The organism is Idiomarina sp. OXR-189, assembly GCF_034373425.1.
GTDB classification, from domain to species: Bacteria; Pseudomonadota; Gammaproteobacteria; order Enterobacterales; family Alteromonadaceae; genus Idiomarina; species Idiomarina zobellii.
The window spans coordinates 1,338,162-1,353,056 of sequence record NZ_CP139706.1; the positions used below are offsets into that span (position 1 = coordinate 1,338,162).

Annotated in this window: 8 protein-coding genes and 1 tRNA gene; 8 read left to right on the top strand and 1 reads right to left on the bottom strand. The window is 45.5% G+C overall.

The features are described 5' to 3' along the window. Positions 1-6 precede the first annotated feature (6 nt). The 8 genes from prc to UM402_RS06710 all read left to right on the top strand — a co-directional run bounded on the left by prc (position 7) and on the right by UM402_RS06710 (position 14,581). Positions 7-2,067, top strand: a complete 2,061-nt coding sequence (gene prc, locus UM402_RS06675; RefSeq protein ID WP_058579189.1) for a carboxy terminal-processing peptidase — start codon at positions 7-9, stop codon at positions 2,065-2,067. 116 nt (positions 2,068-2,183) lie between these two features. Further along, positions 2,184-3,566: a sodium-dependent transporter gene (locus UM402_RS06680; RefSeq protein WP_058579188.1), complete on the top strand. Its 1,383-nt coding sequence runs from the start codon at positions 2,184-2,186 to the stop codon at positions 3,564-3,566. An 11-nt stretch (positions 3,567-3,577) separates the two neighbouring features. Beyond that, on the top strand, positions 3,578-5,032 hold the full coding sequence (nhaC, locus tag UM402_RS06685; protein WP_058579187.1) for a Na+/H+ antiporter NhaC: 1,455 nt from the start codon (positions 3,578-3,580) through the stop codon (positions 5,030-5,032). Positions 5,033-5,051: 19 nt separating this feature from the next. Then, on the top strand, positions 5,052-7,640 hold the full coding sequence (gene pepN, locus UM402_RS06690; RefSeq protein ID WP_058579186.1) for an aminopeptidase N: 2,589 nt from the start codon (positions 5,052-5,054) through the stop codon (positions 7,638-7,640). Positions 7,641-7,662: 22 nt separating this feature from the next. Next, positions 7,663-7,887, top strand: a complete 225-nt coding sequence (locus UM402_RS06695) for a DUF2835 family protein (protein WP_053953635.1) — start codon at positions 7,663-7,665, stop codon at positions 7,885-7,887. A gap of 198 nt (positions 7,888-8,085) precedes the next feature. Beyond that, positions 8,086-12,933, top strand: coding sequence for an NAD-glutamate dehydrogenase (locus tag UM402_RS06700; RefSeq protein ID WP_058579185.1), 4,848 nt, complete (start codon positions 8,086-8,088; stop codon positions 12,931-12,933). Beyond that, positions 12,933-13,937 (top strand): quinone-dependent dihydroorotate dehydrogenase, encoded by a 1,005-nt coding sequence (pyrD, locus tag UM402_RS06705; protein ID WP_058579184.1) that lies wholly within the window; start codon positions 12,933-12,935, stop codon positions 13,935-13,937. The genes UM402_RS06700 and pyrD overlap by 1 nt, the downstream gene beginning before the upstream one ends. A gap of 89 nt (positions 13,938-14,026) precedes the next feature. Continuing rightward, complete coding sequence (locus UM402_RS06710; protein WP_058579183.1) at positions 14,027-14,581, top strand: cell division protein ZapC domain-containing protein; 555 nt, start codon at positions 14,027-14,029, stop codon at positions 14,579-14,581. Between the two features lie 83 nt (positions 14,582-14,664). Here the strand turns inward: UM402_RS06710 and UM402_RS06715 are convergent. Then, positions 14,665-14,741 (bottom strand) — tRNA-Met (locus UM402_RS06715). Between the last annotated feature and the right edge of the window lie 154 nt (positions 14,742-14,895).

The window sequence follows — 14,895 nt, forward strand, 5'->3', positions numbered from 1 at the left end:
CATTGAATGAAACACTTGGCTGTAAAAAGTTATTTATTGGCGTTGGCTGTCGCAGTACCTGCAGCTTACGCTATCCCTCCAAAACATAGTGTCGATGAGTTGCCGGAATTAGAGCAAGAGTCTCAGCACGATACAGCCAGTGAACGCATTACATCCTATTTCACTCGTTATCACTTTAGCGGAATGACGCTGGATAACGAGTTGTCTGAGCAAATTTACGACCGCTACTTCGAGATGATCGATTACAGCAAAATGTTTTTGCTGAAAGAAGATGTTGAAAGTGCCTCTGAATATAAACACTTATTCGATGACATGCTGAAAAGCGGTGACCTCGATGTCGCCTACGACATTTACCAAAGTAGTCTGAAACGTCGATTTGACCGGTATACTTACGCGTTGTCTTTACTCGATGACGAAAAGCCAATGGACTTCTCGGCACAAGGCGATAAGTATTATTACGATCGCGAAGATGCTGAGTGGGCTAAAACGGAAGAAGAGCTCAATGAACTTTGGCAAAGCCGCGTTAAATATGATGCGCTTAATTTGAAGCTTGCCGGTAAAGAGTGGCCTGAAATCGTTGAAACCCTGGGTAAGCGGTACAATAGTGCACTTAACCGTTTAACGAAGTCTAAGAGTGAAGATGTATTTCAGACGCTAATGAATGCTTTTGCTCGCTCTGTGGAGCCGCACACCAGCTACTTATCGCCCTCGAATTCTGAGCGCTTTAAACAGAACATGAATTTAGAGCTTGAAGGTATTGGTGCTGTTTTGCAGTCAGAGTATGACTACACCGTTATTCGTAGCCTGGTTCCTGGCGGTCCGGCTGATAAAACAGGTAAATTATCGCCCGAAGATAAAATTATCGCGGTTGGTCAGGGCGAGGGCGAAGATAAAGAAGAATTTGTTGACATTATTGGCATGCGTCTGGACGACGTTGTTGAGCTAATAAAAGGCCCGAAAGGCACCACTGTGCGCCTTCAGGTGCTTAAGTCCAGCCAAGGGGCAGGCGGCACGCCAAGTGTTGTTAAGGTTACTCGTGACAAAGTTAAACTGGAAGACAGAGCCGCTAAAGCAGAAGTGAAAACCATTGAAGAAGGCGTTTATGAAGGCCAGAAAATGGGCGTTATTGAAATACCCGGTTTCTATAACAACCTGACGGCTGACGTTCAAAAGCTGATTAAAGACCTTCAGTCTGAAAATGTGGAAGGTCTTATCATCGATTTACGTGGTAACGGCGGTGGTGCCCTGACAGAAGCTATTGGGTTAACCGGTTTGTTCATCGATAAAGGCCCTGTCGTGCAGGTAAGTGACGGTCGTGGTCGCGTTGATGTGAGTGAAGATAAAGACGGTAAAGTATTTTACTCCGGACCTCTGTTTGTCATGGTTGACCGTTACAGCGCGTCAGCTTCCGAAATATTCGCAGCGGCGATGCAAGATTATGAACGTGCGCTTATTCTGGGTGAAAATACCTTTGGTAAAGGCACTGTTCAGCAGCACCGTGGGTTAGCGCGTCGTTTCGACTTTTTTGATGAGCCTCTGGGCAGTGTACAGTACACCATCGCTAAGTTTTACCGTATTGACGGTGGTAGTACGCAGCTGAAAGGTGTTCAGCCTGATATCGTATTTCCTTCGTATGTGGAGCCATCAGAATGGGGCGAAAGCAAAGAAGATAATGCGCTACCGTGGGACAAAATTAAAAAAGCAGACTTTAAGCCTGTCAATAGAGTTGATGACTCAGAAATTGAAGTGCTGCAAACACGTTTAAATAAACGCATTGAAAAAGCGCCGGAATTTGAGTTCATCTTTGAAGATATTGAGCGGTATCGCCTGGAAAAAGACAAAACCTGGGTCAGTCTTAATTCAGAAGAGCGCAAGAAAAAAGAAGATGAGCAAAAAGCTCGCCAGCTTGAAAGAGTCAATGCTCGATTAAAACGAGCGGGAATGGAGCCAGTTGAAGACATCGAAGATGCTCCTGAGGAAGTGACGGAGGTCGACCCTTACCTTGATCAGGCATTGCTCGTAGCGATGGATTTTATTAACGGCGAGGAGCTTGCCGCGAATAATTAATGGACATTGTTTCACTGAAATACCGCCTTAACTGGCGGTATTTTTTTAATACAACCGACAACAACAGAAGCGGTTGTGATATAACTCAATAAAATAACAACAATAACTAAAATACGATGACAAACAATCAAACAATCTCAAGCCGCTGGTCCAGCCGGTTAAGTTTCATTTTGGCATCCTCCGCAGCAGCCGTTGGGCTGGGCAACATTTGGAAGTTCCCTTATGTCATGGGGGAAAATGGCGGTGGCGCTTTCGTTCTTATTTATTTGCTGTGTATTCTTGGCATTGGCATTCCTATCATGATAGCCGAGGTCATTATTGGTCGTCGGGGCCGTCATTCACCTGGATATGCAGCAAAGTCTGTCGCCCTGGAGTCAGGGAAAAGCTCGTTTTGGCAAAGTGCTGGTTGGCTGGGAATGCTAACAGGGTATTTGGTTTTAAGTTTTTACGCGGTTATTGCCGGCTGGGCATTAGCCTACGTTTTCAAAGCAGGACAGGGGCTGTTTGAAGGCGCATCGGCAGAGCAAGTAGGTAATGTGTTTACTGGTTTGCTCTCATCGCCGGGCGAGCTCATGTTATGGCATAGCATTATCATCGTAGCGACAGTTTTAGTGGTTGGTAATGGTGTGAAAAACGGTTTAGAACGTTCTGTCCGATTTCTATTGCCTGCGATGATCCTGTTACTGGTTGGTATCGCTATTTACGTTGGTAATATTGGTGACTTTTCAGCGGCAATAACCTTCATGTTTGAGCCAGACTTTAGCAAGCTGTCGGTAAACGGCGTAATGATTGCTCTGGGTCACTCATTCTTTACCTTAGGCTTGGCATCCGGCGTGGTGATTATGTACGGCGCTTACTTACCTCGGGAAACATCGATTGTTCAAACCAGTCTGTGGATAGCTGTAATTGATACCATCGTTGCGCTACTTGCCGGTTTGGCCATATTCCCTTTGGTTTTCGGTTTCGGTCTTACGCCAAGCGAAGGACCAGGCCTTATCTTCACTACATTACCTCTGGCATTTGCAGAAATGCCTGCGGGTACGTTACTTGGCACTGTCTTTTTTATCATGCTGGTCATAGCCGCATTCACATCGGCCATTGCTATGATAGAGTCGTCAGTCGCTTTTGTGGCAGAGAAGTTCTCCTTAAGCCGTTGGCCGGCTACGTTAGTTTCAGGCCTTGTTCTGTGGTTGCTGGGACAACTCACCATTCATTCATTTGCCGGTAGTGACTGGGCGCAGCTTAGCGGCGAGTGGTTAGGTAAACCGATTAACTCAATTTTTGATATTATTGACCTTTTGACGTCGAGTATTCTTTTACCATTAGGCGGTTTACTGCTCGCAATTTTGGCTGGCTGGGTCATGAAAAGAGAGCATAGCGAAAATGAGCTGGACAGCCATAAACCCGTTTTTGACATCTGGTTGTTGTGCGTTAAATACATAGCGCCTGTAGCCATTATTATTATTTTCTTACAGCTAATTGGTTTTATAAAACTTTAGGTTAAAAATTAATGAGTCACACAAACAAACAACCAAGTTTGCTTCAGGCGCTTGTTCCATTAATGGCGCTAATTGTCATGCTGGCTTCATCCGTTTATCTATTCGGAGAAGACTCGTCTTACGGACCAAATCAAATTGCGCTATTAGTCGCCTCAGGCATAGCTGTTATTATTGGTTTTCGTAATGGTTTTAGCTGGTCACAAATAGAAGAGGGTATTACTGAGGGAATCTCAGTAGCCCTTGGCGCTATGCTGATAATTCTTGCAGTTGGGTCATTAATTGGAACCTGGCTGCTTTCGGGCACCGTACCAACACTTATTTACTTTGGCTTAGAGTTGCTGAATCCGGGGTTATTTTATGCGGCCAGCTGTATTATTTGCGGTATTGTCGCTCTGTCAATTGGTAGCTCCTGGACAACCGCAGCTACCATAGGTGTGGCGCTTATGGGGGTCGCTTCAGGCATGGGGCTTGAGCCAGCTATTGCAGCCGGTGCTATCGTTTCTGGTGCGTATTTTGGTGACAAAATGTCACCGCTTTCCGATACCACAAATCTTGCTCCCGCCGTTGCCGGTACAGAGCTATTTGCGCATATCCGTTACATGGGCTACACAGCCGGCCCGGCGTTTGTTATCTCAGTCATCATCTTTTTAATTCTGGGCTTAAACGCAGACACCAATGTGAGCTTACAGCGTCTGGAACAAATGCAAACACAGCTTCACGGAACCTTTAATATTGGTTGGGAAATGCTGGTACCACTTGCCGTACTTTTATACTTAGCGGCAACACGTAAACCGGCGTTACCTACGGTGTTCTTTGGGGCGTTATTAGGCGGTGTCTGGGCGCTTATTTTCCAGCCGGAAATGGTCACGCAAATTGCCGGTGAAGAAGGTTGGGTTGCATCGTTAAAAGTTGTTTGGCTGGCATTATCGGATGGAACGACCGTCAGCACCGGCAGCGCTAACTTAGACTCTCTGTTAAGTGGTGGTGGTATGGTTTCCATGCTCAACACCGTTTGGCTTATTCTGAGCGCCATGACATTTGGCGCCATTATGGAAAAAATTGGTCTGTTAGAACGATTTATTCGCGGTATGTTAAAGGCGAGCAAATCTGTCGGTTCACTCATTACCGGTACTATATTCACCTGTTTTGGTGCCAACGTTTTAACCGCTGACCAATATATGGCGATTGTCTTGCCAGGTCGCATGTTCCGTGAGGAATATGAGCGGCGTAATCTTGATCCTCGTGTGCTGTCTCGTACGTTAGAAGACAGTGGTACTATCACCTCAGCATTAATTCCATGGAATACGTGTGGTGCTTATATGTTCTCGGTGCTTGCGGTAAGCCCATTTGAGTATGGTATCTTTGCGTTCTTCAACTACTTAACACCATTAATTGCTATCGTGTTTGCCTACACAGGCTGGACCATTCTTTATAAAAAGCCAGAGCAAAAAGAAGCAACGGCTTAATCAGTAACGAAAGGAAGTTATGACACAGTTACCGAAAGCGAAGTATAGAAAAGATTATCAACAACCCGAATTCACTATTTCAACGGTTGACTTAACCTTTGAGTTACACCCTGAAAATACCCGGGTCACTAATGTCATGAAGGTTGAGCGCCAAGGGAGTCACAGTAAGCCGTTGGTGCTTGATGGCGAAGACATAACACTGGATAGCGTCAAAGTGAATAATGAGGTTATTCCGGCCGAAAAGTGGAAGGTTGAAAATAACCAGTTGGTACTCGAAACAGCGTTCGATAGCTTTGAACTCACCATTGAGAATACGGTTAATCCAAGCGCCAATGAGGCGCTTGAAGGTTTGTATTTAGCCGAAGGAACTTACTGTACGCAATGTGAGGCCGAAGGGTTCCGTCGCATTAGTTACTTCATGGATCGCCCCGACGTTCTGGCAAAGTACCGCACAACGGTTATTGCCGATAAAGAAGGCTACCCATACTTGCTATCAAACGGTAACCGCGTTGAATATCGTGAGATAGAAGGAGGTAAGCACCTGGCCGTGTGGGAAGACCCTCATCCGAAACCCAGTTATTTGTTTGCCTTAGTTGCTGGTAATTTCGACTTACTGGAAGATACTTTCACAACCAAAGATGGCAGAAACGTTGAGCTTCAACTGTTTGTCGATAAAGGCAACCTTCATCGAGCCCCACACGCTATGGAATCGCTCAAAAATGCGATGAAATGGGACGAAGAGCGTTTTAACTTGGTTTATGACCTCGATATTTATATGGTCGTTGCCGTCGACTTCTTCAATATGGGAGCTATGGAGAATAAGGGCTTAAATGTCTTTAATGCCAAATACGTATTGGCGAATCCAGAAACTGCGACTGACCAGGACTTTCTCAACATCGAGTCGGTTATCGGTCATGAGTACTTTCATAACTGGACGGGTAACCGAGTGACTTGCCGTGACTGGTTCCAGTTGTCGCTGAAAGAAGGCTTAACTGTTTTTCGAGATCAGGAGTTTAGCTCTGACTTAGGCTCTAGAGCAGTAAACCGCATTAACGACGTCAAAGTTATTAGAAGCCATCAGTTTGCTGAAGATGCTAGCCCGATGGCGCACCCCATACGTCCGGATAAAGTGGTTCAAATGAACAACTTTTATACCGTTACGGTATATAACAAAGGTGCAGAAGTCATTCGCATGATTCATACCTTGTTAGGCGAAGAGGGCTTCCAAAAAGGCATGGCGCTATATTTTGAGCGCTTCGACGGCCAAGCCGTTACCTGCGAAGATTTTGTTGCGGCGATGGAAGATGCCAATGGTGCTGACTTTAGCTGTTTCCGCCATTGGTATTCACAAGCGGGTACACCAACAGTTTCCGTCGAGCAAGATTATGATGCTCAGCAACAAAAATTGACTATTACCCTGCGCCAGGAAACGCCTGCAACGCCCGGACAAAGTGAGAAGGCCCCATTCCATATTCCGGTGAAATGGTCAGCGTACTCCTTAAAAGGGCAGCCATTGCAGTTGTCTGATGAACAGCTGATTCATCTGAAAGATAAAGAACTAACGCTAAGCTTCGAAAATGTTGCCGAACAACCTGTTTTATCGCTGTTTGAGAACTTTTCAGCACCGGTGAAAGTGAAGCGCGACATCAGTGACGATGAATTACGTGTTCTAATGGCTCACAGCCAAGATGAATTTAGTCGCTGGGACGCTGCACAAACCTTGTTTTCACGTAAGGTTGAGCAGTCTATCTCGAGTGAAACGGCGCTAGAGTTAGACGAACAAACGGTTACGTCTTGCCGAAACTTACTGCTTGGAAACAGCGACCCGGCTTTAATTGCTTTAGCGTTAACATTACCCACGCCTGCAACCATCGCTGAAAACTTTAATGTGATACCTGTTGAGCGAATTAACGAAAACCTCGATGCGCTTAAACAGCAGCTCGCTGAAGCGTTAAAAGAAGACTTTATTAGTGTTTACAATAAGTGTTCAACTAAACACCCTTATGAGTTGTCGGCACAAGACATTGCGGCGCGACAGTTGAAGAAAACCTGCTTAAGCTATCTGGCCTTAACCAGCAACAGCGATGAACTGCTTGAGCAAGAGTTTAATCAAGCGGACAATCTGACTGATCAGCTTGCGGCATTGCAGGCTGCTGTTTGCTCAAATCATTCGCTGGCGAAAACTCTCCTGGAGGCCTTTGATAAGCAATGGCGTGGGGAAAAACTGGTTATGGACAAGTGGTTTAGTACTCAAGCACTTGCCAATAACGAAGCTACCGTTGAGCGGCTGACTAAGCTTATGTCGCACCCGGATTTCAGCATTAAAAACCCGAATCGGGTTTATTCGTTACTGGCTGCTTTTACACAGAACCAAGCGCAGTTCCATAGAGCTGATGGTAAAGGGTACCAACTGGTAGCTGAGCAAATTAAAGTGTTGAATGACTTTAACCCTCAGGTAGCGTCGCGCTTATTGTCTGCGTTTGTCAGTTGGCGTCGCTATGACGAAAAACGTCAAGAGCTAATGAAAGCTGAGTTGAAAGGCATTCAGTCTTTACCAAATTTAGCCAGCGACTTGTTTGAAAAAGTAGAAAGTTGTCTAACTGAATAATTATTTAAGGTAGGCGAGTAACGTGATCATCCAGTATGTCTTTAGTCTGTCCATGAGCTATCAGGAATACTGTGATGTTTACTATAACAAGGGCTTTCAACAGGTCGTTGTAACCACTGATAACGGCACGCGGGTCGCAATTCCCGCGGGCCGCTTTATTAAGTTTATTGACAGTCAGGGAATAAGAGGGCGCTTTTGCCTACAAGTCGATGAAAACCAAAAATTTGTTGATTTACGTCGTGTCTAAAGACTTCCATTCAGTTAAATAACATAGTTATTTCTCAATCCCCGAAATATCTGGTCTAAACACTGGTTTTTAATGCGAAATAGCGTTGAAAGCCTATGATAAATGTCCGACAATAACATCAATCATAGATTCATTGGCCGCGGGCCGCATTTGGCTTGCCTGCGACGTTTCACCAACAACCTCAAGGACTCTGTAATTATGTCGTTGGTCGATAGTCAATCTCCGGTTTTACTGGAAAAAGTCGTTGAATTGATAAATAAGAAAGTTCCAGCCCCTCAGGCGCATTTAGTTGCAGATTTTGCCAAACGGTTATACCGAAACATTGCAAGCGATGATTTAACCAATCGTCACGATAGCGATATGTACGGTGCTGTTTTAGGACTTTGGCACAGCTTTAACGAGTACAATCCTGGCGATAAGGCTCTCATTAAGGTCTATAACCCCGATGTTCCCACTGACGGGTGGGAGTCTCCACATACCATTGTTGAAATTATTCAAAGTGATATGCCGTTTATGGTCGACTCCGTGCGTATGGCGTTATCTCGCCTGGGTATTACGTCGCACTTACTGCTGCACATGCCAATTAGTCACAAGCGGGACAAAGAGCACCAAGTTACAGAGTTACAAAAACCCGGTACACGTAGTAAAGATAATTACGTCGATACCGTGTTCCTGATAGAAATTGACCGTCAGACCAGCAAAGAAGAAATTAAGACACTGAAGAAAGAGTTGGTCTCGGTAATGGAAGAAATTAGCCTGGCTGTTCAAGACTGGAAGCCAATGCGTGAGCGCTTGCAAGAAGTAGCTAAAGAGCTCGATAACGACTTTTATCCCGGCGAGAAAGTCTATAAAGACGAAGCTAAGAAATTCCTTAAGTGGCTGGCAGACGACAACTTTACGTTAACGGGTTATCGTGAATATGAGCTCAGCCCGGTGAAAGGCGACTATGAGCTAAAACAGATTAAAGAGACCAGCCTTGGCTTAATGAAAAATTCGGTCAGCGATAAAGGTCGTTTGGTTTCATCATTGCCGGAAGATGCTCGCGAAATCATTCAGAATGATCGCCTGTTACTATTGACCAAAACCAATTCTAAATCGCGTGTTCACCGTCCTGCGTACTCGGACTACATTGGTATTAAGCGCTTCAATGAAAAAGGTGAAGTTATTGGTGAGCACCGTTTTATCGGTCTTTACTCAGCGAGCTTCTATAATAACAGCACCTCGGATATTCCTCTGGTTAGTGAAAAAATCGAGCGTGTTTTGGAAATGTCTGGTTTCGCACCACAGTCTCATGCCGCCAAAGCGTTACTGAATATTTTAGAAACCTATCCACGTGATGAAATTGTTCAGGCTGAAGAGGATGACTTATTAGAAGTCGGTCTGGGTGTGCTGCAAATGCAAGAGCGTGATATGACTCGCGTGTTTTTGCGCCGAGATATCTTTGGGCGCTTCATGTCATGCATGGTTTACGTGCCGAAAGAGCGCTATAACACCTTACTGCGTGAGCGTACGCAAAGTATATTGGCAAGAACGTTCAAAACGGAATACGACGTTGACTTTACGACGTATTTTTCAGAGTCATCATTGGCGAGAACTCACTATACAGTCCGTTTAAGTGATGGTCATCAGACGATTAACGTGAAAGATTTGGAGCAAAACTTGATTGAAGCTGCACGCACCTGGGAAGATAATTTCGAGAGAATTTTACAGTCTACATACGGTGAAGCTCAGGCGACGCGTCTCAACAAGCGTTATTCTTCAGCTTTCCCTCGCTCATACAAAGAAGATGTACTACCGTCGGTGGCTATTTCAGACATTAAGCAACTTGAGTCGCTAGACGATGATCACAAGTTGGGCATGGTGCTGTATCGTGCGCAAGAAGAGAAAGACGACAGCAAACATCTGCATCTGAAACTATTCCATAAAGACGAACCCATTCATTTGTCTGACGTGCTGCCGATGCTCGAAAACTTTGGTTTACGAGTTATTGGTGAAAGCCCGTATCAGATTAAAACCAGCGATGGTCATATTTTTTGGGTTCTTGACTTCCAAATGCTTCACACGGCGGGTTCGCTGGACTTAGATGAAAGTCGCGAGACCTTCCAAAATGCCTTTGCTAAAGTATGGGGCGGTCAGCTTGAAGATGACGGCTTCAACCGTTTAGTACTGGGTGCTGGTATGAATGGTCGCCAGGCAACCATTTTGCGTATGCTGGCTAAATACATGCGCCAAATTGGTACAACATTCAGCCAAAGCTACATTGAAAGTACCTTTAGTAAGTATCCGCTGCTGGCTAAATTGGTTGTGAAAATGTTCTACACCAAGTTTGAGCCGGGTACCAAAGATGTCGAGAAAAAACTCGAAGCACTGCACACGCGCATTAACACCGAGTTGGATAACGTTGCCAACTTAGATGACGACCGCATTATTCGTCGTTACGTTGAGCTCATTGATGCCGCACTTAGAACAAACTTTTTCCAAACCGATGAAAACGGCAACGATAAGCCTTATATCTCATTGAAATTCCTGCCGGAAATGGTGCCGGAAATGCCGCTGCCATTGCCTAAGTTTGAGATTTTCGTTTATTCACCGCGTGTTGAAGGTGTTCATTTGCGTGGCGGTAAAGTTGCCCGTGGCGGCTTGCGCTGGTCTGACAGACGAGAAGACTTCCGCACTGAAATTTTAGGACTGGTCAAAGCTCAGCAAGTGAAGAATACCGTTATTGTGCCGGTTGGCGCAAAAGGTGGTTTTATTTGTAAAGCGCTGCCGGAAGACCGTGAGGGCTTTATGGCAGAAGGTCAGGCATGCTACAAAACGTTCATTCGCGCACTGTTAGACATTACTGACAACATTATTGAAGGCGAAATTATTCCACCGAAAGACGTTGTGCGTCATGACGAAGACGACCCATATTTAGTGGTCGCGGCCGATAAAGGCACCGCAACCTTCTCGGACATCGCTAACGGTATCTCCGCCGAATATAATTTCTGGTTAGGCGATGCGTTTGCGTCCGGGGGTTCAGTCGGCTATGACCACAAGAAAATGGGTATTACCGCACGCGGAGCCTGGGAGTCTGTTAAACGTCACTTCCGTGAAATGGGTATTGACTGTCAAACCACTGACTTTACCTGTGTTGCTATCGGCGATATGGGCGGTGACGTATTTGGTAATGGCATGTTGTTGTCTAAGCATACGCGCTTACAAGCTGCGTTTAACCACATGCATATTTTCATCGACCCAGAGCCAGATGCAGCAAGCTCCTGGAAAGAAAGAGACCGCTTATTTAAGTTACCGCGCTCTACCTGGGACGATTACAACAAAGAGTTGATTTCTAAGGGCGGTGGTGTTTTCTCAAGAAGTGCCAAGGCCATTGAGTTAACGCCAGAAATTAAAAAGATGATTGGCACCAATAAGAAGTCGATGACGCCAAACGAGCTGATAAAAGCCTGTTTGACGATGGAAGTCGATCTTATTTGGAACGGAGGTATTGGTACTTACGTCAAAGGTAAAGCGGAAACCGATACTGACGTCGGCGACCGTGCTAACGACGCACTACGTGTGAATGGTCACGAGCTCAAAGCAAAAATTGTGGGTGAGGGCGGTAACCTCGGGTTCACTCAACTTGGACGTATCGAGTTTGCTCAAAAAGGCGGTCGCATTAATACTGACTTTGTTGATAACGTGGGTGGCGTTGACTGCTCGGATAATGAAGTCAACATTAAGATCTTGCTGAACGGCTTGGTGACCAGTGGCGACTTAACGCAGAAGCAACGCGACAAATTACTGTACGACATGACAGAAGAAGTGGCAGAAATTGTGCTGGATGACTGTAATCGCCAAACTCAGTCAATTTCAGTTACCGCGCTTCGCGGCGCTGATCAGATAAAAGAGCTGCAGCGCTTTATTCATCAGTTGGAACGTGACGGTGCGCTGAATCGTCAACTGGAGTTCTTACCAGATGATGATGAACTGGCCGAACGCCAGGCGTCGAATCAGGGGTTAACTCGTCCAGAGCTTTCAGTATTAACCGCTTACGGAAAAATGGTTCTGAAAGAACAATTGATCACAGACGAGATCACTGAAGATCCTTACCATGCTCGTGAGCTATTTGATTCGTTCCCGGTACCACTGCGTGAGCGCTTCGCTGAAGCAATGACATCGCACCCGCTGAAAGGGCAGATCATTGCAACCAAGCTGGCCAATAACATTGTTAATGACATGGGGCCAAACTTTGTATTCCGTAAGCAGGAAGCAACAGGAGCTAGTGTTGCAGAAGTTGCCTCAGCTTATGTCGTTGCACGTGAGTGTTTCAAAGTTGAAGAGCTTACCGACAAAATTGAAGCGCTGAACAATAAAGTACCGGCTGAGGTACAAAACGACGTATTGTTCCAACTTCGCCGCATGGTCCGCCGCGCAACCCGCTGGTTCCTGCGCCACAGAAATCCAACGTTGAATGGTATTCAGGAACACCTGGATTTCTACATGGGCGCATTTGATGATCTTCGCAAAAACAGTCTGAAATATATGATTGAAGACGAAGCGAAGGTGATTGAAGAAACGATAGAGAAATACAAAGAACACGGCTTCCCGGCTGAACTAGCGAAGCACGTTGCCAGCTTGAGCACCATTTTCTCTGCTATGGATTTAGCTGAAGTGGCTAACGAAAGCGGGCAAAACCTGAAAACGGTCGGAACACTTTACTTCCGTTTAGGTGCTGAGCTTAACTTACACTGGTTCTTAACGCAGATTAATAACCAACCGGTTGCTAACCACTGGCAAGCACTGGCTCGTGCCGCTTTCCGCGAAGAGCTGGATTGGCAGCAACGCGCACTGACGCAAGTGGTATTAAAAGCAACCTCAGACGCGAAAGACCCAGAGAAGATGATAAGCGAGTGGGTAGAGAAGAACGAAACACTGCTGTACCGTTGGCAGCAAATGCTTTCTGACTTCAAAACTACTAAGAGCCACGAGTTTGCTAAGTTCTCAGTCGCATTACGCGAGCTGATGTTACTTAGTCATAACTGTGCACCAAAAGTATCCAGCTAATGTACGGAATTATTCGTTCATGGCTGTTTCGCCAAGACGCCGAGCGCACGCATGAGTTTGCGCTCGGTATTTTAAAGCGTTGGCACAACACCCCGTTGTCGCTGTTTTGGAAACAGAGTGTTCCAGATAAACCGTGCGAGGTGATGGGTATTCGCTTTCCTAACCCGGTGGGTTTAGCGGCAGGTCTTGATAAAAACGGCGAGTGCATAGATGCTTTTGGTCAAATGGGCTTTGGTTTTGTTGAAATAGGGACTATCACGCCGGTTGCTCAACCGGGTAATGATAAACCTCGCTTATTCCGCTTGGTAAATGATGAAGCCATAATTAACCGGATGGGCTTTAATAACGAGGGTGTTGATAAGCTTTTGGAGAATGTTAAAGCCACTTCTTATAAAGGCGTGCTTGGCATTAACATTGGCAAAAACAAAGTAACTCCCGAAGAAGAGGCTATTAACGACTACCTTATTTGCCTTGAGAAAGTCTACCCGTATGCAGATTACGTCACCATTAATATTTCATCGCCCAATACGCCGGGTTTACGTAATTTGCAGCACGGCACTGCATTAGATGACTTGCTCAGTAAGCTAAAAGCGTCCCAAGCTGAGCTGCATAAAAAGCACGATCGCTACGTACCTTTAGTCGTGAAAATTGCCCCAGATCTAACAGCAGATGAAGTCACTGTAATGGCGAAATCACTGCTCAATGCCAACATTGACGGTGTTATTGCAACTAACACAACACTTGCCCGAGATAATTTAACTGACTCGCAAGCGTCAGAAGCCGGCGGTCTTAGCGGGCGTCCGTTGCAAGATAAAAGCACAGATGTTATCCGTCAATTAAGCAACGAGCTTCAGGGAAAAATGCCGATTATTGGGGTAGGGGGCATTAATAGTGCAGCTGCGGCTAAAGAAAAATTAGCTGCCGGAGCAAGTTTAGTTCAGGTTTATACCGGGTTTATTTATCACGGTCCCAAACTTATTAAAGAAGTTGTTAACGGCTTGTAATAGATACCTGAGTCTAGTATCTTTAGCCGTATATTATTTAGTCGCATTCGAATCATTTCGCTCATATTAGAAGAATAAAGGGCAACAGCGTGGAATCACAACCGCATTGGTTATGGCTATACAATCAAGAATCTGGCGAGCTTTCTGTTAAGCTCTCAGAAGAAAACTCATGCCAAATAGCGTATAAACCAAGCCAGCTGGTCAACATTCATTTTGAACGTTCTGAATTGGATATTGAGGATGCGACTGTATTTCAGTCAACAACCGAACTCCTCGAAGGCTATCCAAGCGACAAGCTCCCATGTGCTATTGACGATGCTGCATTACATGCAATGGCCTGGAAGCGTTTCGGCCGTCCTCAAATGCCACAAAGCTGGCACTTTCAAAAATCAGATATTACTGAATGGCCAGAAGAGCGTCGTTTATGTGAGCTCAACTCCGGGTTCGATCAAGGCTTGTTTATGATTATAGATGCGGATGATGAGTTTGCATCCTGTGTCTTGCTTGACGAGTCTATGCAGTTGTCTGCCATTAAGACCATGCGCCAATTTCAAGCAATAAAAGTGACCTTAAATCGGTTACTACCCGCCACTATTGACTTAGCAATGTCTTCACAGTCGTCCTGGGGACAGCGTTTAGCATAAAGTTTTTGTGTTAGCTTTCAGGTATTCTTTTTGGAAGTAAATTTCAGAAGATTATTTAAAGAAGTTACTTTAGAAAGGATAATTGGTTGCGGGGGCAGGATTTGAACCTACGACCTTCGGGTTATGAGCCCGACGAGCTACCAGACTGCTCCACCCCGCGTCCGATGAGGCGAATACTATACCTGTCCTTTCCATAGCGCAAGCCTTATTTCACTTAACCGCCTACTATTCAGTCAAATTGGAGTTAAGTGCTTATTAATTACTCATTTAAGGTTATTTCCCGGGTTATTAAAGACAGCCAAGTGGCTCTCCGT